At 53.2% G+C, this 24321-nt stretch carries 18 protein-coding genes; 10 read left to right on the forward strand and 8 right to left on the reverse strand.

Annotated features, from left to right (window positions below; genetic code table 11):
* Window positions 1–2 precede the first annotated feature (2 nt).
* Complete coding sequence (gene ilvN, locus EH207_RS14315; RefSeq protein WP_137714597.1) at window positions 3–296, forward strand: acetolactate synthase small subunit; 294 nt, start codon at window positions 3–5, stop codon at window positions 294–296.
* An 88-nt stretch (window positions 297–384) separates the two neighbouring features.
* On the opposite strand, the gene EH207_RS14320 is transcribed toward ilvN, so the two are convergent.
* The 7 genes from EH207_RS14320 to EH207_RS14350 form a co-directional block, all read right to left on the reverse strand.
* Window positions 385–2583 carry a LamG-like jellyroll fold domain-containing protein gene (locus tag EH207_RS14320; RefSeq protein ID WP_217496097.1) on the reverse strand — a complete coding sequence of 733 codons (2199 nt, stop codon included), beginning with the start codon at window positions 2581–2583 and terminating at the stop codon, window positions 385–387.
* 153 nt (window positions 2584–2736) lie between these two features.
* Window positions 2737–3507 (reverse strand): DedA family protein, encoded by a 771-nt coding sequence (locus tag EH207_RS14325; RefSeq protein WP_137714599.1) that lies wholly within the window; start codon window positions 3505–3507, stop codon window positions 2737–2739.
* Window positions 3508–3798: 291 nt separating this feature from the next.
* Window positions 3799–4494 (reverse strand): ABC transporter ATP-binding protein, encoded by a 696-nt coding sequence (locus EH207_RS14330; protein WP_137714600.1) that lies wholly within the window; start codon window positions 4492–4494, stop codon window positions 3799–3801.
* The gene (locus EH207_RS14335; protein ID WP_137714601.1) at window positions 4487–5266 is read right to left on the reverse strand and encodes an ABC transporter ATP-binding protein; all 780 of its coding nucleotides are present in this window, start codon (window positions 5264–5266) and stop codon (window positions 4487–4489) included. Before EH207_RS14335 ends, EH207_RS14330 begins: the two co-directional genes overlap by 8 nt.
* A complete protein-coding gene (locus tag EH207_RS14340) occupies window positions 5256–6239 on the reverse strand; it encodes a branched-chain amino acid ABC transporter permease (protein WP_246048979.1) in 984 nt (327 codons plus the stop codon). The genes EH207_RS14335 and EH207_RS14340 overlap by 11 nt, the downstream gene beginning before the upstream one ends.
* A 59-nt stretch (window positions 6240–6298) precedes the next feature.
* Complete coding sequence (locus EH207_RS14345) at window positions 6299–7198, reverse strand: branched-chain amino acid ABC transporter permease (RefSeq protein WP_137714603.1); 900 nt, start codon at window positions 7196–7198, stop codon at window positions 6299–6301.
* 262 nt (window positions 7199–7460) lie between these two features.
* Entirely contained in the window at window positions 7461–8597 is a 1137-nt protein-coding gene (locus tag EH207_RS14350; protein ID WP_137714604.1) for an ABC transporter substrate-binding protein, read from the reverse strand.
* 710 nt (window positions 8598–9307) lie between these two features.
* Between EH207_RS14350 and EH207_RS14355 the strand changes: the two genes are divergently transcribed.
* From EH207_RS14355 to rluA, 4 genes are all read left to right on the forward strand, one after another.
* On the forward strand, window positions 9308–10888 hold the full coding sequence (locus EH207_RS14355; protein ID WP_137714605.1) for a sensor domain-containing diguanylate cyclase: 1581 nt from the start codon (window positions 9308–9310) through the stop codon (window positions 10886–10888).
* A gap of 156 nt (window positions 10889–11044) precedes the next feature.
* Window positions 11045–13411: a DNA polymerase II gene (locus tag EH207_RS14360; protein ID WP_137714606.1), complete on the forward strand. Its 2367-nt coding sequence runs from the start codon at window positions 11045–11047 to the stop codon at window positions 13409–13411.
* Window positions 13412–13619: 208 nt separating this feature from the next.
* Entirely contained in the window at window positions 13620–16523 is a 2904-nt protein-coding gene (gene rapA / locus EH207_RS14365) for an RNA polymerase-associated protein RapA (RefSeq protein WP_137714607.1), read from the forward strand.
* 19 nt (window positions 16524–16542) lie between these two features.
* The gene (gene rluA / locus EH207_RS14370) at window positions 16543–17196 is read left to right on the forward strand and encodes a bifunctional tRNA pseudouridine(32) synthase/23S rRNA pseudouridine(746) synthase RluA (protein WP_137714608.1); all 654 of its coding nucleotides are present in this window, start codon (window positions 16543–16545) and stop codon (window positions 17194–17196) included.
* Between the two features lie 102 nt (window positions 17197–17298).
* Here the strand turns inward: rluA and djlA are convergent, their stop codons facing one another.
* Entirely contained in the window at window positions 17299–18171 is an 873-nt protein-coding gene (djlA, locus tag EH207_RS14375; RefSeq protein ID WP_137714609.1) for a co-chaperone DjlA, read from the reverse strand.
* Window positions 18172–18357: 186 nt separating this feature from the next.
* Between djlA and lptD the strand changes: the two genes are divergently transcribed.
* From lptD to apaG, 5 genes are all read left to right on the forward strand, one after another.
* Window positions 18358–20721 carry an LPS assembly protein LptD gene (gene lptD / locus EH207_RS14380; RefSeq protein WP_137714610.1) on the forward strand — a complete coding sequence of 788 codons (2364 nt, stop codon included), beginning with the start codon at window positions 18358–18360 and terminating at the stop codon, window positions 20719–20721.
* Between the two features lie 99 nt (window positions 20722–20820).
* Window positions 20821–22116 (forward strand): peptidylprolyl isomerase SurA, encoded by a 1296-nt coding sequence (gene surA, locus EH207_RS14385; RefSeq protein ID WP_137714611.1) that lies wholly within the window; start codon window positions 20821–20823, stop codon window positions 22114–22116.
* Window positions 22116–23117 (forward strand): 4-hydroxythreonine-4-phosphate dehydrogenase PdxA, encoded by a 1002-nt coding sequence (pdxA, locus tag EH207_RS14390; RefSeq protein WP_137714612.1) that lies wholly within the window; start codon window positions 22116–22118, stop codon window positions 23115–23117. The genes surA and pdxA overlap by 1 nt, the downstream gene beginning before the upstream one ends.
* Entirely contained in the window at window positions 23110–23928 is an 819-nt protein-coding gene (rsmA, locus tag EH207_RS14395; RefSeq protein WP_137714613.1) for a 16S rRNA (adenine(1518)-N(6)/adenine(1519)-N(6))-dimethyltransferase RsmA, read from the forward strand. The genes pdxA and rsmA overlap by 8 nt, the downstream gene beginning before the upstream one ends.
* Window positions 23929–23942: 14 nt before the next feature.
* A complete protein-coding gene (gene apaG / locus EH207_RS14400; protein WP_137714614.1) occupies window positions 23943–24320 on the forward strand; it encodes a Co2+/Mg2+ efflux protein ApaG in 378 nt (125 codons plus the stop codon).
* Window position 24321 lies beyond the last annotated feature (1 nt).

Genomic DNA, 24321 nt, shown 5'->3' on the forward strand with positions numbered 1-24321 from the left:
CCATGCCACATCAATCCCCCCCAAAACAGGTGACGCTGGAACTCTCGGTGCGCAACCATCCCGGCGTAATGTCGCACGTTTGCGGCTTGTTTGCCCGCCGGGCCTTCAACGTGGAAGGGATTCTTTGTATGCCGCTGGCCGGCGGCGGCGAAAGCCGCATCTGGCTTTTGGTGCAGGACGATCGGCGATTGCCGCAGATGATCAGCCAGGTCGAAAAACTGGAGGATGTGATTCAGGTACAGCGCCACGGCGATGAAAAGCGTATCTTTGATCAAGTGGCGGAGTTTTATCGCTGATAAGCGGCCGCCACCGATGATACCTGTCTAAAACCGGCCGTCACGGGACGTCAGCGCCCCGTGATCTGGCCTTGTTGGAACATGCAGGCTAGCCGCTTCCCTCGCTCAACACGGCAATCTCGTCATGGTCAAGCGCGCCATGCCAAAGTTTAAAATAGTCATAACGTCCTGCGGTGTAGGGGTCAGCCGCATATTGCGACCGCCCGAGATAGGTGTCGTTTTCTGGCCCCAGATGATGGGGCGCCAGCGTAAACCGATCATTGCGACCCACTGCCACACCGTCCAGATAGAGCGTGCAAACCGTGCCGGACAGCGTAACAGCAAGATGCACCCACCGTCCCAACGGCATCGCCACATCCGATACCACCCGCTGGGTGTTATAGCTATGAACCGTACTGATACCGAACTCGGGTTTGCCATCTTCACCTTCCAGCGTTAGCATCATCCAACGGCGAGGACCGGAGCCCGCGTCAAACACTCGCGCCCATTTTCTTTGCTCATCGGCGTAAAATCGCGTTTCAAGCGTAAAGTCGGCAAGCATCGCAAACAATCCTTTTGGCAGATTGATGTAACCGTCAACGCCATCAAGTACAACGGCGCTGCCGCTCACGCCGCTTCCCCATCCGGCCCCGCCATTCAGTTCGCCATTCCCCTGGTTTGCCATACCGCTCACCGCAACCCGACCGGCAGCATCGTCAAAATCAAGCTGGAAGATTGTCTTCGCTTTTATGCCGACGCCGACTACCTCTGAAGCGGCGCTTTCCACACCATCAACGATGGCGGTCACCGCGTAAAAGTATTCAGAAGCGCCGGCGATAGCCGTATCTTCATAGGTCAACAGGTCTGCGATATCGTCAGCTACTGTTACGAAATCACCCTTAGCCGCCGTGGAACGCTTAACCTGATAGCGTTGCGCATTGACGACGCCCCACCACGACAACACCACGCTATCGCCGCGCAAGTATCCCCTCAGACCGGAAGGCGAAGCGGAAAGCGCCTGGCGTTCACGCGAAAACAGCAGCGTGCCGAAACCGAGTTGATCGCCATTACGATTGTTGGTTTCCGGGTACAACAGATCCGCCTGCTGACGAACATAAGGCGCGGCAATGCCCTTACGCATCGCATAATGGTGGTAAACACACTCCCAGGTCGGCCGTGCGTTGCCCTGCCCGGCGGAAGAAATGCCTGCCGCCAATCCATGCCGGTTTCTATAGTCGCGCCACGGCAGCGTATAAAATTCGCCGTTCCCGTCTTTCAGGTTAGACTTGGCAACATATTCCGCCCCGGCCAGGAAACGGTTATTGTCATAGCCGTACATATCATCACCCTGATTCCAGGCCATTTCGCAGAATGCGGCGGCAAGACTGATACCCAGCGTACAATGTCCCTGATCGCGTCCGCTCTCCTGCCACTGCCCAAGATAACCGGAGTGAACATGATAAACCGCCTGAAGCGCCGCGCCGTTGCCTTGTCCGTATTGATAATAAGTTATCGCCTCTTCATAGATGTCCGGTCGATCGCACAAGACGCCGGTGGCCAGAATGCAGGCAATGGAGCACTGATCCCAATTTGCCCAGTAGTTGGTTATTTCAGCGTCATTATGTTCGCGCAAAAAGCGTGACGACAGCGGGTAGAACACCGTCAGTATCATTTCCTGAAAGCGCGCGAATTCAGCGGACGACCATCCCGGGTAAGTCCGCATGATTTCACCGGCATTGGCGAACTGATAACCGTAGATACCCGCCGCAAGATAGCGATCGGCATTACCCGTGAGGGTTTTCAGCGTGGATGACCAGGCATTCAGATAAGCCACCGCCTGATCGCCATAGCGTGCGTCCTGAGAAATTTTCCAGCGTACCGCCAGTTGATAAGCCCGTTGAATATCAATGTGCAATTGAGCGAAATTACTGCCGCTCCCGCCGCGAACCACTGTTTCCAACGGTCTTGGGGCGCCCTCAAGCTGAGAGTATCCATCCGTGAGTAACGCGTTCCAGCCATCCAGCCAGGGTTGTGCGGAAACTGCGATTTTCTTTCTGATGCGCGCAAAGTCATCTTCCGTGTGCAACAGCCCGGGATGAACAAACGTCCGTTCAGCCGCGGCAACCTCCGGGCTGGCGACCGCCAGAACGAGACTTCCTGTCGATAAGATCCGTCCGCCTAGTGTTCCCATCAATACAACGGAAACGCCGCCCTTTAAGAGCTGCCGACGACGAGGCATATCGACGGCGTCTTCCGACCGAGACGCATCCCGCCCGCTGATATGGGGTCGGTCATCCTTTGATACCATGATAATTATCTCCATTAACCCAGGACGCTGGCGCTCTTGCCCTCGTCGCTTGATTACCTATGCCCCCAGGGATGCGTTTCACACCGCTTTCCCATCTTTTGAAATTCCGTGGGTACGGCAACGCTTTTTTTACCCGATTACAGCGTGATTAAATTACCCCTGCAACACCTGCCACAACAGATGGCGATAGACAGGCATCAGCGGATGCGCGATCAACGCCGCCGACGCCACCGCCGACGACGCCAGCGCCAATGGAGCAAGCCAGCGTAAGCGGCTCAGCGGCAGCCGATCACTCAGCCAGTCGCGTTTTTTGCGTTTATCGCCGCGCCACCAGCGCCAGCCCAGCCACGCGCCGCTCCATACCAGTAACGCCGTAACCAGCAACAGCCATTTAAAACCGGTGCTGTTGACCCCTGCGGGAATGTCAATCGCTACGCCCGCCAATATACCGGGTAAAAAATACGCCGGGGGCCACAGCAGGCAACCAATGATATTCGGCACGGCAAACTTATAAGGCGGCAGCCCCAGCATACCGGCGACCATCGGGATCAGCGGACGCGTCGGGCCGACGAACCGTCCAATCAACACCGTCGGAACGGGATGGTGATGCAAGGCATGCTCGGTTTTAATCAGCAAGGTTTGATGTCTTTTCAGGAAAGACCATTGGTGCAGCGTTTGCTTAAATCTGCTGCCAATAAAATAGGAAATCCAATCTCCCAGCAAACAGCCGATAATACCCGCCGCCCACGCTGGGTATAACCCCATTTGCCCGCCGCCGATCAGTGCCCCCAGCGTTGCCATCATCACGGTGCCTGGCAGCAAAAGGCCAACCAGAGCAAGCGATTCCAGAAAGGCCACCAGCATGACGGCGATAAGTGAATACGCTAATGATTGAGTAACCAGATGATCCAGCCACGCGTCCATAAATCCTTACTCGACGTTTGTGCAAAAAAGGATTGTCTGGATCATCGCGGATAGAGTCAACTGGTCATTCTCTGTAAGGGCGCGACGGCCGCACGACCTGTCTGTCATCCCTGTGAAGGAGGCTGTCTCATTCGAGGATTCGTCCCAAGTTTGTCGGCGAGGGTGATGAGTTCAGGGTCATTTCGTGCCTTCGCCGGAAGACGCACCTGAAGGCATCTTCCGGCTCAGCCCCGTTCAGACCAGAGGAAAAACAACTTTTTCCCTCTGATGCAAACATCAAAGATGGAAAATTTACCCCCCTAAATACATTTTTTTCACTTCAGGGTTAGCCAGAATATCCCGCGCCTGGCCTTGCAGTACAATCTTGCCGTTTTCCAGCACATAAGCGCGATCGGCAATTTTCAACGCGGCCGTGGCATTTTGCTCAACCAGCAGAATAGTAATTTTTTCTTTTTGCAGTTGTTTAATGATATTAAACATTTCGCCCACAATCTTCGGGGCCAGCCCCAGACTTGGCTCATCCAGCATCAATAACACCGGTTCGCTCATCAATGCTCTGGCGATCGCCAGCATCTGCTGCTCGCCGCCGCTCATGGTGCCGGCTAACTGGCTGCGCCGTTCTTTTAGCCGGGGAAACAGCGCGTACATTTTCTCTTTCAGATACTCGAAATTAACCGGGTTGTTATAGGCCCCCATCCGCAGGTTTTCTTCAATGGTCAAATTGGTGAAAACCTTGCGTCCTTCCGGCACTAACGCCAGACCTTTGCGTACAATCTGATGGGTCAGGCTGTTGGATATATCTTCATTCAGGAAATTGACTTTGCCGGTCGATTTTACCAGATTGATAATACCGTTGAGCGTTGAGGTTTTTCCCGCGCCATTACTGCCAATCAGCGTAACGATCTCGCTATTATTTACCTCAATGTCAATGCCTTTTAATCCCTGAATCAGCCCATAAAATACTTGTAGATCATCGGCTTTAAGCATAATCCACGTCTCCGAGATAGGCGGCGATCACCTCTTTGTTATTGATTGCCTCATGAGTCGTGCCACTGAATAGCGGCTTGCCGTAATCCAGCACCAATACCCGCTCGCACAGGGTATTAACAAATGACATGTCATGCTCAATCAATAACACCGTTAATTTATAATCCTCACGCATTTTAAAAATCAGTTGCGCCAGTTCATTGGTTTCTCTGGGGTTCATCCCGGCCGCCGGCTCATCCAGTAATAATAACGTGGGCGAGGTCGCCAGCGCGCGGGCGATTTCCACCTTGCGCTGATTGCCATAGCTCAGGTTGGTTGCCAGCGAATCGGCATGTTCGGCAATCCCGATATATTCCAGAATTTCCATGGCCTGCGCTTTTGCCCGTTTTTCCGCGGAGAAAAAACGCCCCAGATGCAATGCCGCTTCAATAAAAGAGTAATGAATGGCGCGATCAAATCCGATTAATACGTTTTCCAGCACCGTCATTGAATTGAATAAACGAATATTCTGGAAAGTACGGGCAATGCCGCGATTGACCACCTGATTCGGTTTTAATCCGGTAATTTTTTCATTACCCAACATCACCATTCCCGATGTCGGTTTATAGTTTGAGGTAATGACATTAAATAACGTGGTTTTTCCCGCGCCATTCGGCCCAATCAGGCCAAATATTTCCGCCTGATTCAGCGTAAAGCTGACGTCATCAATAGCCCGTAATCCGCCAAATTGCATAATGACGTTATCAACACTGAGAATAGGTTTATTTTCCATGTTGACGCTTCCTGTTAATTTCCCAGATCTCTTGCTTACCCAACAACCCTTCGCGGGCAAAAAGCATAATGATCAGCAGTACCAATGAAAAAACAACCATACGCAAACCGGGATAAGCCCCCAGATCCTCGCCAAACAGACTCAGCGGCTGATCGAGGAAACGCAGCCACTCGCCGCTGCCCACCACCACAATCGTTCCCAGAATCGCGCCGGTGGTACTGCCCAACCCACCCAAGACAATGATGATCAGCAACTGGAACGTCAGCATGAAGTCAAACAGATCGGGCGAAATAATCGTCAGCAGCGATGCCAGTAGACCGCCGCCAATTCCTTCCAGAAAGGCGCTGGTGGCAAAGGCGCAGGTTTTAATTTTGAAGGTATTAATCCCCATTGCAATCGCGGCGTCTTCATCATCACGCACGGCTTTCATCGCCCGTCCATATTTTGAATACACGATCTGTAAAATGAGCAACACGGCGATAAGGGCAATAAAACCGCACCAGTACAGCATATTGCCGGCCTGGGGAATTTCATTCAGACCAATGGCGCCATTGGTGATTTGCGGATTATTAATTGCCAGGATTTTAATAATAAAACCAAACCCCAACGTCACAATCGCCAGATAGTCGCCGCGCACCCGGAAAACCGGAAAGGCCAGACACACGGCCAGCAGCGAGGCGCAGATCCCGCTGATAATCAACGCGGGCAAAAAAGAGGTATGCAGCGCCAGCACCAGCGCGCTGGGGGACGCCATCTCATACATTTCCAGCTTGGTGTCCGCGCTTAACAGCAGAATGGCGGTAATGTAGGCGCCGACGGCCACAAAGCCGTTGGGCTCAAGGGATAATTGCCCCGTGACGCCGTTAATCAGGTTGTAACTCACCGCCAGGATCATAAAAATAAAAACATTACTGACAATACGGATGATGTAATCGTCAAACACACTCTGCAAGGTCAGCAAGACCAGCAGCATTATTCCAAATAACACGACGTAGCCGATTAACAGCGAAAATGAATTTGTTGGCATTCTCATCAGAAACGGCTCCTTTCCAGTCTTTCATCACCCATAATGCCTACCGGTCTGAATAGCAGAACCAAGATTAGAAACATAAACGCAAAGGCGTCTTTATATCCGCCCAGCTCAGGAAATACCGCGACGGCGACCACTTCGGTGAACCCCAGGATAAAACCGCCGATCACCGCCCCCGTTACGCTGCCTATTCCCCCCAATACGGCGGCGGCAAACGCCTTCAGACCAATCAATACCCCCATCAAGGGATCGATCGTCGGATAACTGGTGGCATAGAAAATCCCGCCAAGCGCAGCCAGCGAGCTTCCGAGCGCAAAGACAAAGGCGATAATATGATTGGCATCGATCCCCATTAAGCGCACGGTATTCACGTCAAATGCCACAGCGCGAATGGCCATTCCCTGACGGGTGCGGTAGAGAATAAAAAGAATGCATCCCAGCAAAATCAGCGTCACCAGCGGCACCAGCCAGGCGACATTGGTAATGATAATGCCGCCCATCGAGATGGTCTGATTGAAAAACTCGGGGGTCGAAAAGAAACGCGGGCTTCCGCCAAAAATAACGTTAAACAAATTCTCTAGAAAAAAGCTCACGCCAATCGCGGTGATCAACATGGATATTTTAGACGCCTGACGCAAAGGGCGATAGGCTATCTGATCGATACATACGCCCAGCAATGCCGAAAACAGAACCGCAAATAAAATAGCCGCTCCGAAAGGCATCTCAAATGAGGTTGACCCAAATAGGGCAAGAAACGCGCCAACCATCATAATATCGGCATGAGCGAAGTTGATCAGCCGTAAAACGCCGTAAACCATGGTGTAACCAATAGCAATCAGCGCATACATACTGCCCAGACTCATGCCGTTAACCATTTGCTGGAAGAAAATGGCAGCATCCATAAATTTAATCCTTATTTGCCTCTATACCCGTCCCACTTCAAGTTGCCTTTGCGTTGGCTTTACTCACTCACCCCAGTCACTCGCTGATGTCAGTTCCTGGAAATTCGCTGCGTTGCCGCCTTCCTGCAACTCAAATTATTTAGAGTAACGACCCGATAGATTTCAAACTGCGGCGGGGAACGCGGCAGACAGCCCTTTCAGGCAAGAACCGCGTCATTCGAGAACGCCGTCACCGCCGCAGCTTGAAAAACAGCAGGGATAATTAAGGGTTAACCACCGTCTTGAAGACCATTTTTCCGTCTTTGACTTCGTTGATAACGGCGCTACGGATGGCATCGCCGTTGTTCAGCGTCAGCGTACCGGTAATGCCGCTAAAGTTATTGGTGGCCCGAATTTTTTCATTCACGCAAACCCGGTCTTTCGGATTGCTGCACTGGTTCATCCCGTTGACGATCATTTTGTAAGCATCCGCAGTCATGGCGCCCCAGGTATGCGTCGGCTCTTTATATTTCTCTTCCCAAGCTTTGATAAATTCCTCACCTGCCGGCGTCTGTTCTTTGGCGTCCGGCGAGTAGTAGTCGGTAGCCATATAGCCTTCAACCGCATCCTGCCCAAGCGTAAAGAAGATTTGGTCAGCCGCCAGACCATCACCGCCGACCACCGGCACCTTCAGCCCCAGTTGTTTGGCCTGTACCGCGATCAGCGCCGCTTCGGTGTAATAGATCGGCATATAGATCATATCGACATTTTTGGCTTTGACGGTGGAGAGTTGAGCTTTGAAATCCTTGCTGCCGCCCGGAACCTGAACTTCGACGGGAATGGTGCCGCCATTTTTGAGAAACTGGGTGCGGAAAGATTTCGCCAGACCGACGGAATAGTCGTTGCTGCTGTCGAACATGATGGCGGCGGTTTTCGCCCCTAAATCGCGCGACGCCAGATTCGCCCCCACCACGCCCTGGAAACTATCGGAAAAGCATACGCGGCTGACATACTGGCGGTTGCGGGTTACGCGGTCATTGGTGGCGGTCGGGGAAACCATCGGGGTTTTGGTGTCTTCAGCCATTTTGGTCATTGCCATCGTATTGGTTGAGGTGACCTCGCCAATCACCGCATCGACTTTATCACTGGAAACCAGACGTTGCATGGCGTTGGCCGCTTCAACCTTGTCGCTTTTGTCGTCAATAATGACAAGTTTAATCGTATCGCCGTTTTTCAGCGTCGGCTCCATGCTGTTAATCAGCTCAACCCCTTTTTGGGAGGGTTGCCCAAAACCGCTCAGCGGTCCGCTCAGCGGCAGAACCACCCCGATTTTTACTTCAGCCGCCAGCGCGCTGTTGGCGCAAATGACGGAGGAAACCCATGCTGCTGCTAACGATAATTTGACAAATTTGTTATTCATGATCGCCTCTTTAATAATGAGAGATTCAAATTCCAGTCGTGGAATAAAACCGTCCTGCCTGACAATACGAGTATGAACGAGCCACAGAGATATATCCTGCTGGCGAAATTAAAATCAGCAATAAATATGCCAGAACGCAAAATCAATCATTAAGAAGTTAATAACAAAGAAAAAAACGAATTTATTATGCAGAGCGCCATCATAAGGAAAAAATATAATGAACCAGAATGCACCAATTCGTTTCGTCATTGCTTTTAAAAAGTGCGTATTCCTATATCGCCAGTTTCTTTAAACAAATCAGTCGTTGACTGCAAATAACGCCCCGCTCGTTTTCATAAATAGTAGAGATGAATCACTCTCCCTTTTATTCTTCGATGAAAATCATTTTTCAGTTATTATTTCTGCGATATAAGATTTCACAATATTTTATGCTGCAAATAGAACGAGTATGCTTCCGACTCCGAAGAAACTGTAGCCGCGTTTATGATTAACAGGAAAAGAGAAAGGGAAAACGTCATCAGAAACCGACAGGTCAACCCATTGAGAATCATCAGACATTTGACACGGCGCCCCCGCATGTCGGCCAATCGGGTGCACAGCCCCTATTAAAAACAATTTCACTGACCTTTTTTTTCTGGACAATTATTTTACAGCTCTGCACCCACCACTTATGATATCGGCCTTTTTCTCACGGCGTCACTCTTCCCAATATGTTGTTAAAACTATTCAATCACATCGGATTACGACGACTCATCTTGCTCCTGTCCGTCACGAGCGCGCTGATTATGCTGGCGAACAGTTTTTATGCCAGTTACCGCGTGCAACGCCAACTGCTGATCGACAATACCCTGGAAGCCAATCGCGTATATGCCGCGAAGCTGGCGGCCACAACCGATACTTTCTTCAGAACATCCCTTCAACAATTGACTTATAGCGCTGACAAAGTTGCGGAAAAAATGGATGACATTGGCACCCTGAACGAAGAAACCAAACGTGTCACATTACAAAGCCGCAGTTTTAACACGGTATCGATCGCCGATGAACATGGCGTAGTCAAATCGACCTTTCCCGAGGCGCCTCAATGGATAGGACAAAAGATCACCACGGCTGGCGTAAAGCAAGCCTTACAGAAAAAGACTCCGCTGATCAGTGCGCCTTACGTTTCCGTGGCGAATAACCTGATCGTACTGGTTTCAGTGCCGATATTTACCCGGGACGGACGCTACAAGGGGTTTATCGGTGGCGCCATTCACTTGCAAAAACCCAGTATTCTCAATGAATTGCTTGACAAACACTATTATCGGGACGGTTCTTACATCTATGTGACCGACCACTATAGAAAAATGCTGTACAACAAAGATCCTGCTCAAATCGGCACCGTCGTCCGCAACAGCCCGATAAGGGATAGCCGCACAGGCAGCAACGGCAGCCGGAAGATGAAGAATGATCAGGGTAGAGATATGCTCGTCGGCTACGCCGTGATTCCCTCCAACGGTTGGGAAGTGGTTGTGCTGCGTTCAACCAGTGAAACATTGAAGCCTCTGGACAGCCTGATGCTTAGCGTGTTACGGCATACTCTCCCAGCGGCTATTCTGACGCTATTCTGCGTTTGGTTGCTTGCCCGGCTCATTGCTCAACCGCTGTGGCTGCTGGCCCGTAGCGCCAATAAAATGGACTCGATCAGTGTTTCCGACGATATCCGAAAAATTCACTCCTGGTATTTTGAGGTGGTACAGCTCAAACAGGCGATGCTGATTGGCATCGAATTGTTACAGAAAAAAATCGGCAAGCTGCGCTCTGAAGCACAAACCGATCCCCTGACCGGTCTGCTCAATCGTCGGGGTCTGGAAATCATTCTGCAACTCTGGCTGCTCAGTCAGAAAAGGTTTGCCGTGATCGCGCTGGATATCGACCATTTCAAACATATCAACGACACATACGGCCACGACGTGGGCGACAACGTGATCAAATACCTTGCTCAGTTCATTCGCACCAGTTCACGTAATACGGACACCCTGTGCCGCAGCGGCGGCGAAGAATTTCTGATCCTGTTGCCGGAAACCGATCTGGATATCGCCACGGACATTGCCGAACGGCTTCGCCAGTGCACACAAGACACGCAGATCCCGCAGGTCGGTCATATCACCATCTCGCTGGGTGTCGCCCTGTGGTCGCCGGAAGCCAGTGAAATGACGATTGAACGCACCTTTAAAATGGCGGATAAAGCGCTATATAGAGCCAAGCAGGAGGGCCGTAATCGGGTTGTCACCGCCCCGCCAGAGACACCTTAGCCTCTCTCCGACACCTTGTCCGCCCCCCATTTCGTTCTTGCCCACAATAGGTAATGTCCGTCAACGGCTGGACATTACCTGTATAAATAACCATACTTATACCTGATTTTCATTACTTATCACCGACCGCTCTCTTTGAATAAAAAGGCCGCTTTCGTGACGCAAACTCGTCAGGGTTTTCTGCTTACCCGCCACTGGCACGATACATCTGCTGGTACACAGGTTGAATTCTGGCTGGCGACCGATGACGGACCCGTGCTGGCGCGTATTCCCGTCCAGCAAGCCGTCGCTTTCATTCCCGCCTCACAGGAATCACGGGCCCGAGCGTTATTAAGTCAGGATAAGCATTGGCAGCTACGCCCGCTGGCATTGCAGGACTTTCAACATCAACCGCTGCTTGGATTGTATTGCCCCCAATACCGTCAGCTTCTGAGGTTGGAAAAACGGCTGCGTGAAGGCGGCGTTCAGGTTTACGAGGCCGATATCCGCCCGCCGGAACGTTTCCTGATGGAGCGTTTTATTACCGCCCCGGTATGGTTCAGCGGCGAGCGCGTGTCACTTGATCGTTTAACGCAGGTTCGCATGAAGCCGTGCGCCGACTATCGTCCCAAACTGACGCTTGTCTCATTGGATATAGAAACCAACCGACGCGGCGAACTATATTGCATTGGGCTGGAAGGCTGCGGGCAGCGCCAGGTTTATATGCTCGGCCCGGCGAACGGGCGCCCCGTCGACCCGGACGATTTCTCGCTGGAATATGTCGCCAGCCGCCCCCAGCTACTGGAAAAACTGAATCATTGGCTGCAACGGCACGATCCCGATGCCATCATCGGTTGGAATCTGGTGCAGTTTGACCTGCGCGTACTGCAAAAACACGCTGAACGCTATCGTATCCCGCTGCGTTTGGGACGCAACGGCAGCGAACTGGAATGGCGCGAACACGGCTTCAAACAAGGACATTACTTTGCCAGCGCCGCAGGCCGGTTAATTATTGATGGCATTGAGGCCCTGAAGTCCGCCACCTGGAATTTCGCTTCTTTCAGCCTGGAGTTTGTCGCACAGACGTTACTGGGAGAAGGAAAAGCCATCGATACGCCCTACCAGCGCATGGATGAAATCGATCGCCGCTTTGCCGAAGACAAACCCGCCCTCGCCCGCTATAACCTGCAAGATTGCGAGCTGGTCACGCGCATCTTCGACAAAACCGAGTTACTCGCTTTTTTGCTGGAACGCGCCAGCGTCACCGGCCTGGCCGCCGACCGCAGCGGCGGCTCCGTCGCGGCGTTTACCCATCTGTACCTGCCACGGATGCACCGGGTTGGCTATGTCGCCCCGAACCTGGGAGACGTCGCGCAAGCGGCAAGCCCCGGCGGGTTTGTCATGGACTCACGGCCCGGTTTGTACGATTCGGTGCTGGTGCTCGATTATAAAAGCCTCTATCCCTCCATCATCCGCACCTTTCTTATCGATCCGGTGGGGCTGGCCGTCGGGATGCAACACCCGGATGAACAGCACGCCGTCTCCGGGTTTCGCGGCGCCTGGTTCTCCCGTGACACGCACTGTCTGCCAGCCATTGTCGATCACATCTGGCAAGGACGCGAAGCCGCCAAGCTAGCCAACAATAAACCGCTGTCGCAGGCGCTGAAGATCATCATGAACGCCTTTTACGGCGTACTGGGCGCCACCGGCTGCCGTTTTTTCGATCCCCGCCTCGCATCATCAATTACCCTGCGCGGTCACGAAATCATGCGTAAAACGCGTGAACTGATTGAAGAACAAGGCTATGACGTCATTTATGGCGATACCGATTCCACCTTCGTCTGGCTTAAAGGCGCTCATGCCGAAGAAGACGCCGCGCGTATTGGCAACATGCTGATACAACACGTTAATCAATGGTGGCGGCGGCATTTACAGCAAACCCAACGGCTGACCAGTTCACTGGAGCTGGAGTTTGAAACCCACTTTTGCCGCTTTCTGATGCCGACCATCCGCGGTGCGGAACAGGGAAGCAAAAAGCGTTACGCGGGGATGATGGCAACGCCGCAAGGCGAAAAAATGGTGTTTAAAGGGCTGGAAACGGTGCGAACAGACTGGACGCCGCTGGCACAGCAATTCCAGCAGCAACTTTATTTACGCATTTTTCAGCAAAAACCCTATCAGGCGTGGTTGCGGGAGTACGTCAGTCAAACCCTGCACGGCGAATTTGACGACCTGCTGATCTATCGCAAACGGCTACGCCGCCGTCTCGATGATTATCAACGCAATATCCCGCCGCATGCGCGAGCGGCCAAAATCGCCGACGACTATAACCGGCGGCAGGGACGGCCTTTGCAATACCAGAACGGCGGCTGGATCAGTTATGTGATCACCACCAACGGGCCAGAACCGCTGGAAACCCGGCATTCGCCGCTGGATTATCAGCACTATGTCGAGCGTCAGTTACAGCCGGTCGCCGATGCGATTCTTCCCTTCCTTCATGATGATTTTACTACACTGGTTACCGGACAGATGGGGTTATTTTAATGACCGGAATCTGCTCGGCACGTCTGAGCAGGTGACGAACGCGCCGCCTTCCATTACCATAGCGCCCTTTCTGAATTAGCGGCATCGGCACAATCACTCCTTCGACATGACAGACGGGGAAACAGCATTGCCGCGCAACATTTCGTCGTCATCCGGGAAGGATGACGAGACATTTCTTCGACACAGACAAAAATCGAGCTAAGAATTTATGCCTTTTACACTTGGTCAACGCTGGATCAGCGATACGGAAAGCGAACTCGGATTGGGGACGGTGGTGGCCGTCGATACGCGTATGATCACACTGCTTTTCCCAGCCAGCGGTGAAAACCGGCTTTACTCCCGCAGCGACGCGCCCATCACGCGAGTGATGTTTAACCCCGGCGATACCGTCACCAGTCACGAAGGCTGGCAGCTAAAGGTTGAGGCAATCCGCGAAGAAAACGGACTTCTGGTGTACTGCGGACTGCGTCTGGACGATGAATCACCGGCGGAACTACGCGAAGTGCTGCTGGACAGTAAACTGACCTTCAACAAGCCGCAGGATCGGCTATTTGCGGGTCAGATCGATCGGATGGATCGCTTTGCCCTGCGCTATCGTGCCCGCAAGCATCAGAATGAACAGGCTCTGCAACAGTGGGTCGGTCTGCGCGGCATGCGCGCCAGCCTGATTCCGCACCAGTTGCATATCGCCGGCGAAGTGGGGCAACGCCACGCGCCGCGCGTACTGCTGGCGGATGAAGTGGGTCTGGGTAAAACCATTGAAGCCGGGATGATTATCCATCAGCAACTCTTGGTCGGCCGCGCGGAAAGGGTATTGATTATTGTGCCGGAAACCCTGCAACACCAGTGGCTGGTGGAAATGTTGCGCCGGTTTAATCTGTTGTTCTCGCTATTTGACGATGCGCGCTATGCCGAGGCAAAACTGGACAGCAGCAACCCCTTTGAAACCGAGCAGTTGGTGATCTGTTCACTGGGCTTCGTTCAGCGCGACGCGCAACGTTTCGAGCAGTTGGTTAACGCCAACTGGGGCCTTCTAGTAGTGGATGAAGCTCACCATCTGGCATGGAGTGAAGCGAATCCGAGCCCTGAGTATCAGGCGGTTGAACAACTGGCCGGAAATATCCCCGCCGTGCTGCTGCTGACCGCGACACCAGAGCAGTTAGGGCAGCAGAGCCACTTTGCACGCCTGCGTTTGCTCGATCCGGACCGTTTTCATGACTATCGGGAATTCATTGCCGAGCAACAGCAATACCGCCCGGTTGCCGATGCCGTTACCCTGCTGCTGGCAGGCGAGAAGGCGCAAACCGCCGAACTAAACGCATTGAGTGAACTGCTGGGTGAACAGGATATCGAACCCTTGTTGAAGGCCATCAACAGTGATAGCGAGGACAACCCGCGGGCGCGTCAGGAACTGATCGCCATGCTGATGGATCGTCATGGCACCAGCCGCGTGCTGTTCCGCAATACCCGTCAGGGTGTAAAAGGTTTCCCGCAACGTATTCTGCACCAAATTCGTCTGCCGCTGCCGACACAGTACCAAACGGCCATCAAAGTCTCCGGGATCATGCAGGCCGGCAAGCCGCACGAAGCCCGCGCCCGCGACATGCTTTACCCGGAACAAATTTATCAGCAATTGGAAGGTGACGACGCGACCTGGTGGAATTTCGATCCGCGCGTTGAGTGGCTGCTCAACTATCTGACAACCCATCGTGATGAGAAAGTGCTGGTGATCTGTGCACAAGCCGTGACAGCACGACAGTTGGAGCAGGTGCTGCGTACCCGCGAAGCTATCCGAGCGGCCGTTTTCCACGAAGGGCTGTCCATTCTTGAGCGCGATCGCGCAGCCGCCTATTTCGCCTCTGAAGAAGAAGGGGCGCAGGTGCTGATTTGTTCCGAGATCGGCTCCGAAGGCCGCAACTTCCAGTTCGCCAGCCAGCTAATCATGTTTGATCTGCCGTTCAACCCGGATCTGCTGGAGCAGCGTATCGGTCGTTTGGATCGTATTGGCCAGACGCAGCAGATCCAGATTTTGATCCCCTATATGGAAAACACCGCGCAGGCCATACTGGTCCGCTGGTTCCACGAAGGACTGGATGCCTTTGAACACACCTGCCCGACAGGTCGTGCCATCTATGACGCTCACTATACGCAACTGATCGAACGATTGCTGACGCCTGGCGAACAACAAGGTCTGGATGAATTTATCCACCGTTGCCGTCAACAACATGAGCAGTTAAAACAGCAACTCGAGCAGGGGCGCGACCGTCTGCTGGAAATGCATTCCAACGGCGGCGAACAGGCACAACTGTTGGCGCAGCGTATTGCCGAGCAGGATAACGATGTCAATCTGGTGACGTTTGCGCTGAACCTGTTTGATATCGTCGGTATCAATCAGGAAGATCGCAGCGATAATCTGATTGTGCTGACGCCGTCCGATCATATGCTGGTGCCGGATTTTCCCGGCTTGCCGCAGGACGGGTGCACCATCACGTTTGATCGCGAACAGGCGCTATCCCGTGAAGACGCACAGTTTATCAGTTGGGAACATCCGTTAATCCGTAATGGTCTTGACCTGATTCTGTCCGGCGATACCGGCAGTTGTGCCGTGTCATTGTTGAAAAACAAAGCCCTGCCGGTGGGTACGTTGCTGGCTGAACTGGTTTATGTGGTGGAAGCGCAAGCACCGAAGCACCTGCAACTGACGCGGTTCCTGCCACCGACGCCGGTTCGTTTGCTGTTGGATCGCAAAGGCGCCGACCTTGCCGGACAGGTTGAATTTGAAAGCTTCAATCGTCAGCTCAATGCCGTAAACCGCCATACTGCCAGCAAACTGGTCAATGCGGTGCAGGCGGATGTCCATGCCATGCTCCAGCAGGCGGAGTCACAGGTGGAGGAACAGGCGCGCCAGTTGATTACGGATGCTCAGCACCAGGCCGATCAACAACTGCGGCGCGAACTGGCGCGTCTGGAAGCATTGAAGGCCGTTAACCCTAATATTCGCGAAGATGAGTTGAATGCTTTGGAAGAGCAGCGCGAGTTGGTGCTGCGTAATCTTCATCAGGCAAACTGGCGTCTGGACGCCATCCGTCTGGTGGTGGTCACGCATCATTAGTCTGAAAAAGGCGTGATAAATGGAACCGTACAATCCCCCCGCCGATCCCTGGTTGCATATTCTGTATCAGGATCGGCACATTATGGTGGTGAATAAGCCCAGCGGCTTGCTGTCCGTTCCCGGCAGGGCGCCAGAACACCGGGACAGCGTGATGAGCCGTATTCAGGCCGACTATCCCACGGCCGAATCGGTGCACCGTCTGGATATGGCCACCAGCGGGGTGATTGTCGTCGCGCTGACCAAAGCGGCTGAACGTGAGTTAAAACGGCAGTTCCGCGAACGTGAACCAAAAAAATCCTATCTGGCCCGCGTGTGGGGATGGATAGAGCACGATGACGGATTAATCGACCTGCCGCTGATTTGCGACTGGCCGAATCGTCCCAAACAGAAAGTCTGTTTTGAACAGGGAAAACCCGCACAGACCGAATACCGGGTTTTGTCCCGCGATCGCGATGGCACCACCAGAGCCGAACTGATGCCAATAACCGGCCGCTCTCATCAGCTTCGGGTTCACTTGCTGGCGCTCGGCCACCCCATTCTCGGCGATGGTTTCTACGCGCATCCCGAAGCCAAAGCTCTGGCGCCTCGTCTGCTGCTGCACGCACGAGAACTCTGCATCACGCATCCTGAATTCAACTCGCCGATGCACTTTTTTTGTGAAGCGGAGTTTTAAGTGCATCACTCATCTGCGGCGAGAGGCTAAAAACGCGAAAGCAGTAAGAAAGCGGGAATATAGAAGAAGGGAAAAATCAACAAGCGGGGGAAAGGCGTGGCGTTATTTCACTTGGTTTCCACTTTTTAGTAGCTCATAAGCGGCCTGAATATCCTGTGCTTTGCGCTTGGCCATCTCCATCATCCGCGGCGATAGCCCTTTCGCCACCAGTTTGTCTGGATGGTGCTCGCTCATCAGCTTACGATAGGCGCGCTTGATCGTCACTACATCATCGCCACTGCGCACCCCTAGCGTCCGACAGGCGCTCTCCACCGTTGGTCCACGCGGCGACGTAAAGGGACGCTGGCCGCCATAAGAGTGTCCGCCGGAGGACTGGTGGCTGCGCCGCTGATAGGATTTATTGCCCTGTTTCGCCCCGCCCTGCCTGGACTGGCCGGCGGTACTTTCCATATTGCGCAGGAAAAATTCGAACTGCTCCCGGGTGAGGCCCAACTCGTCGGCAATTACATACAGCACGCGCCTTTCGTTCGGATGCAACACACCGTCCACAAACGCCACCTGAAGCTGAATTTCCAGAAACATCTTAATCAAATCAAAACGGCCGAGGCAGGCGTCACGCAGTTTACGTAATCTGATACGCAAGGGGAAATGGCTGGCCTTTCCTTCACGGAAAGCCTGCTGTGCCGCGCTTCTCGCTTCGCCAAACAGTTCGAGGCGATCCATCATCCTGGTGGCGATCTGAATATCGGCTTCCGTTACCCTGCCCTTGGACTTAGTAAGGTGCCCCATCGCCTGAAAAGTGGTGAGAAAAAACAGCGCCTGACGGGTCGATTGGGCTGAAAAAAAGTTACGCCGACGCAATGCACTGGCCTTGTCGACCACATGCCCCATAAGCAGTCCCATTATCATTCCCCAGATGCCGCCGCTCGACATAATTCCCAGCGCAAGCCCCAGCAACTTTCCCCAATACCGCATATACTCCTCAAATCCTCATGCCGTCGGCTAAAAATTGCTTTATCATACCTGTCATTTATCTTTGCGCCTAACGGCAGTGCATAGAAAGCTGTGGGGATTTAACACTGGCGCAACGCTGACGAGTGATATAGTCTCTGACCGTTTGCCGGCATGATGCCTCTTATGACGGAACACCTGATACCGCGTATGAAAAAAAGTTTCCCAACCCTGCTGGCCAGCCTGATTTGGTCGGCGCTTTACAGCCAGCACGCGCTGGCCGATCTTGCCGAACAGTGCATGCTGGGCGTACCTACGTACAACAGACCGCTGGTAACCGGCGATCCCAATCAACTACCAGTCAATATTCAAGCCGACAAAACGGAAGCGGACTATCCCGGTAACGCCCGATTCATCGGCAATGTCAACATTGAGCAAGGCAACGGTATTTTAACCGCCGAGCAGGTGGAACTGAACCAGGTTGACGCCGGCGATCAGGGCGCCGCGCCCATTCGAACCATCACCGCAACGGGAAATGTGCGCTATGATGACAATCAAGTCGTTTTGAAAGGTCCCAAAGCCTGGTCGAACCTGAATACCAAAGATACCGATGTTTATGAGGGCGACTACCAGATGGTCGGCCGTCAGGGACGCGGTTCCGCCGACAAAATGAAAATGCGCGACAGTAACCGCTATACCATTTTGGAGAACGGTTCGTTTACCTCCTGCCTGCCGGGTGACGATAGCTGGATCGTCGTCGGATCGGAAGTGATTCAGGATCGGGAAGAGCAGGTTGCTGAAATCTGGAACGCCCGTCTCAAGATTGCCAACGTCCCCGTGTTCTACAGTCCGTACCTACAATTACCGATTGGCGACAAACGCCGCTCGGGCTTCCTTATCCCGAATGCCAAATTCGGCAGCAACAACGGTTTCGAGTTTCTGACGCCATACTATTGGAATATCGCGCCAAACTTTGATGCAACGTTCACCCCCCACCTGCTCACCAAACGCGGCGTGCAGTGGCAAAACGAGTTCCGCTACCTGACGGCGCCGGGCCTCGGCACCCTTCAATTTGACTGGCTGCCCAGCGACAATGAATACGCCAAGGTCGCGCCGCAGGACGACAACGATACCCGCTGGTTATTCCACTGGGCCCATGGCGGCGTCATGGATCAGGTGTGGCGTTTTGACGCCGATTACACCAAAGTCAGTGACGATCGCTACTTTACCGATCTGGACTCCGAATACGGCTCAAGCACCGATGGCTATGTCACACAAAAACTCAGCGTCGGCTATGCCAACCAGAACTGGGACACGAAGCTTTCCACCAAACAGTTTCAGGTTTTCTCCACATCGACCAACCGGGACGTCTATCGTGCCGAGCCGCAGTTGGATATCAATTATTATCAGAATGATATCGGCCCGGTCGATCTGCATGTTTACGGTCAGGCGGTAAAATTCACCAACGTTAACGATAACCGGCCTAAAGCGACGCGAGTGCATCTTGAACCCGCCTTAAACCTGCCGCTGATCAATCGCTGGGGCAGCCTGACGACAGAAGCGCGCCTGCTGGCGACACATTATGAACAGGACAATCTGGATCGCTACCGTGCCGACCCTACCGTCAGCAACACCAATAAAAACGCGTTGGAAGATTCGGTAAATCGCGTGTTACCGCAGTACAAGATCGATGGCAAACTGGTTTTCGAGCGGGCAATGAACTGGTCGCAGGGCTATACCCAGACGCTGGAGCCACGAGCGCAATATCTGTACGTGCCTTACCGGGATCAAAGCAACATCCATACTTATGACTCGACGCTGCTGCAAGCCGATTATTCCGGTCTGTTCCGTGAGCGTACCTATGGGGGGCTGGATCGTATCGCCTCGGCCAATCAGATAGCGACCGGGGTAACGTCGCGTATTTATGATGATGCGCTGGTTGAACGTTTTAATGCTTCCATAGGTCAAATTTATTACTTCGATCGCCCGCGTACCGGCGACAACAATACCTCGGTCGATCAAAGTCAAGACAACGGCAGTCTGGTGTGGGCCGGCGACAGTTACCTGAAAATCGACGATAGCTGGGGTCTGCGCGGTGGTTTGCAGTACGACAATCGTCTCAACGAAGTCGCATTGGGTGATGCCGTGGTGGAATATCGCAAAGATGCCGAGCGTCTGGTGCAGTTGAACTACCGTTTTGCCAGCCCCAAGTACATTCAGGCGATGCTGCCCAATGTACAGAACCCTGGCTTCCAGCAGGGCATTTCGCAAATAGGCCTGACAGCAAGCTGGCCGATTGCCGATCGCTGGGCCGTTGTCGGCGCATATTATTATGATACCAAGGCCAATCAGCCCGCCAGTCAGCTCATTGGCGTGCAATATAATACCTGCTGCTGGGCCGTCAGCGTCGGTTATGAACGTAAAATCACCGACTGGGACACCGCCAGCCGCAGCAGTGAATATGACAACAAAGTATCATTTAATATCGAGTTACGTGGTTTAAGCAATAATCACAGTCTGGGCTCTGAAAAGATGCTGCGTTCCGGTATTTTACCCTACCAGCGTGCATTCTGATGACCCTGCCACAGCGGGCGTGAGCCAGTGCGAGTGCGACAGACTGGTTGTATCAATGAAACTTTAAACCCGCCTTGCGGATGAGATAATGGGAAAGGTATGAATAACTGGAGAACGCTTATTCTCGGATTGGCACTGATAGGTGCCTCTACCGCGTTCGCAGCACCACAGGTGGTTGATAAAGTCGCGGCGGTGGTGGATAACAGTGTTGTGTTGGAAAGCGATGTCAATAGCCTCTTGCAGTCAGTAAAATTGAATGCGCAGCAGGCCGGGCAGCAGTTACCGGATGATGCGACGTTACGCCATCAAATTACCGATCGTCTGATTATGGATAACATTATCCTCCAAATGGCGCAAAAAATGGGCCTCCAGATTACGGATGAACAATTGGATCGCGCTATCGCCAACATTGCGGCGCAAAACCGCATGTCCGTTGATCAGCTCAAAAGCCAGTTGGCTTATGAAGGCCTTAACTACGACACCTACCGTAGCCAGATCCGTAAAGAGATGCTGATTGCGGAAGTTCGCAATAATGAAGTTCGTCGCCGAGTGACCGTGTTGCCGCAGGAAGTCGATACCCTTGCCAAACAGATTGCCAACCAGACCGGTGAAGACGCGGAGTTAAACCTGAGTCATATCCTGATCCCTCTGCCGGAAAATCCCAGCCAGCAGCAGGTGGATGAAGCAGAAAACCTGGCCGCCTCACTGATAAAACAAATCAGCGAAGGCGCCGACTTCGGTAAACTGGCGATGACCTATTCCGCGGATTCTCAAGCGCTGAATGGCGGACAAATGGGATGGGGCAAGTTACAGGAGATCCCCACCCTGTTTGCAGACAGACTGACCCAGGCGCAGAAAGGCCAGGTTGTCGGCCCGATTCGTTCTGGCGTGGGTTTCCATATTCTCCGGGTTAACGACATTCGCGGCAGCGATAAAACGGTTTCAATCACTGAAATCCACGCCCGCCATATTCTGCTGAAAACCTCTGTGGTGATGACGGACGGTCAGGCGAAAGCCAAGCTGGAAGAGGTGCTGAAGCAGATCAAGAATGGCGCTACGGATTTCGCGGCTCAGGCTAAACAGCTTTCACAGGACCCCGGTTCGGCCAATCAGGGCGGCGACCTCGGCTGGGCCTCTCCAGACATATACGATCCGGCATTCCGTGATGCCTTGTTAAAGCTGAAAAAAGGTGAAATCAGCCAGCCGGTTCATTCTTCTTTCGGCTGGCACTTGATTCAGTTACTGGACACCCGTCAGGTGGATAAAACTGACGCCGCGCAGAAAGAGCAGGCATACCGCATGATCTTTAATCGTAAATTCGCCGAAGAAGCGCAAACCTGGATGCAGGAACAACGTGCGGCGGCCTACGTGAAAATTATCAATGGCGCGAACTGATGCAAACTGAGATTGGTATCCCACGCGTCGCGATCACCCCCGGCGAACCCGCCGGGATTGGTCCCGACCTGATCATTGCGCTGGCCCAGCACTCATGGCCGGTTGAATTGGTGGTGTGCGCCGATCCCGATCTGTTGCTAAGCCGTGCGCTACAGTTGAATAGGCCGTTAACTTTGCGCCACTACCAGCCAGAACAACCCGCGCAGCCACAGCAAGCGGGAAGTTTAACCATACTGCCGTTCACAACCCCGGCAATGGTGATTGCAGGACAGCTTAATGTCAGCAACAGCGCCTATGTTGTCGAGACCCTGGCGCGGGCATGCGATGGTTGTCTGAGCGGCGAATTTGCCGCCCTGGTTACCGGACCGGTGCATAAAGGCGTTATTAACGACGCCGGCATGCCGTTCAGCGGCCATACCGAATTTTTCGCCGATCGCAGCGCATGCGATCGGGTCGTCATGATGTTGGCTACGGAAGAATTACGGGTAGCGCTGGCCACCACCCATCTACCGTTGTCTAAAGTATCAGAAGCCATTACCCGGCAAAGTCTGCATGAAGTCATCACGATTTTGCATCGTGACCTACAGACCCGGTTTGGACTCGTCCAGCCGCAAATCTACGTTTGCGGTTTGAATCCGCATGCAGGCGAAGGCGGTCACATGGGCCGAGAAGAACTGGATGTTATTACGCCCGCGCTGGATGAACTGCGCCAGCAGGGTATCGCGCTTATTGGTCCGCTGCCTGCGGATACGCTCTTCCAGCCTAAATACCTGCAACACGCTGATGCGGTACTGGCGATGTATCACGATCAGGGTCTGCCCGTTTTGAAATTTCAGGGATTTGGGCGCGCCGTCAACATCACGCTGGGACTGCCGTTTATCCGAACCTCGGTCGATCACGGCACGGCCCTGGAGCTTGCCGCAACAGGCGGCGCCGATCACGGCAGCTTCACCACGGCGCTAAATCTTGCCATTAAAATGATAAAACACATTAATGAATAATCGAGTACACCAAGGTCACTTCGCCCGTAAACGCTTTGGGCAAAACTTTTTAAGCGATCATTTCGTGATCGACAATATTGTTTCCGCCATTCATCCGCAAGCAGGACAGGCGATTGTGGAGATCGGCCCCGGCCTGGGCGCTCTTACCGCACCGGTGTGCGAACGTATCGACCATTTTACGGTAATTGAGCTGGACAGGGATCTGGCGGCCAGACTGGAAACGCATCCAACGCTGAAAGACAAGCTGACCATTATTCAGCAGGACGCGATGACGATTGATTTCTCTGCTCTGGCGGAGCAAGCCGGGCAGCCGCTGCGTGTATTTGGCAATTTGCCGTATAATATCTCAACGCCATTGATGTTCCATCTGTTCAGCTATACTCAGTCTATTCGCGACATGCATTTTATGTTGCAGAAAGAAGTGGTTAACCGTCTGGTCGCCGGACCGAACAGCAAGGCTTACGGTCGCTTAAGCGTCATGGCGCAATATTATTGTCAGATCATTCCGGTGCTGGAAGTACCGCCTACGGCGTTCAAACCAGCACCCAAAGTGGACTCTGCCGTGGTGCGTCTGGTTCCTCATATACAGGTTCCCTATCCGGTGAACGATATTCGCGCGTTAAGCCGGATCACGACAGAAGCCTTTAATCAACGCCGTAAAACATTACGTAACAGCCTGGGCAATCTCTTTACCCCGGAGCAATTGACTGAATGGGGCGTGAATCCCGGCAGCCGGGCAGAAAACGTGACCGTAGAACAATACTGCCGGTTGGCAAACTGGTTGACCGAGCATACTGCAATACAGGAATAACTGGAGTCGTTGTGATGATTAATGCGCCCCGTGTTTGTGTACAGGTTCAAAGCTTCTACGTTGAGTCGCAGTCACAACCCGATGAAGAACGTTTTGTCTTTGCCTATACCATCACTGTCCGCAATCTGGGGCGGCATCCGGTGCGTTTGCTAGGCCGCTACTGGCTCATTACCAATGCCAACGGCCGTCAGACTGAAGTTCAAGGCGAGGGCGTGGTCGGCGAACAACCGCTGATCCCCCCCGGTAGCGAATTTCAGTATACCAGCGGCACGGTGCTGGAAACGCCGCTGGGGACAATGGAAGGTCACTACCAGATGGTCGATCAACAAGGCGACACCTTTCAGGTCAGCATCCCTGTCTTTCGTCTGGCCATTCCCTCACTGATACATTAAT

Origin of the sequence: Brenneria rubrifaciens, from assembly GCF_005484945.1 — a bacterium.
GTDB lineage: Bacteria > Pseudomonadota > Gammaproteobacteria > Enterobacterales > Enterobacteriaceae > Brenneria > Brenneria rubrifaciens.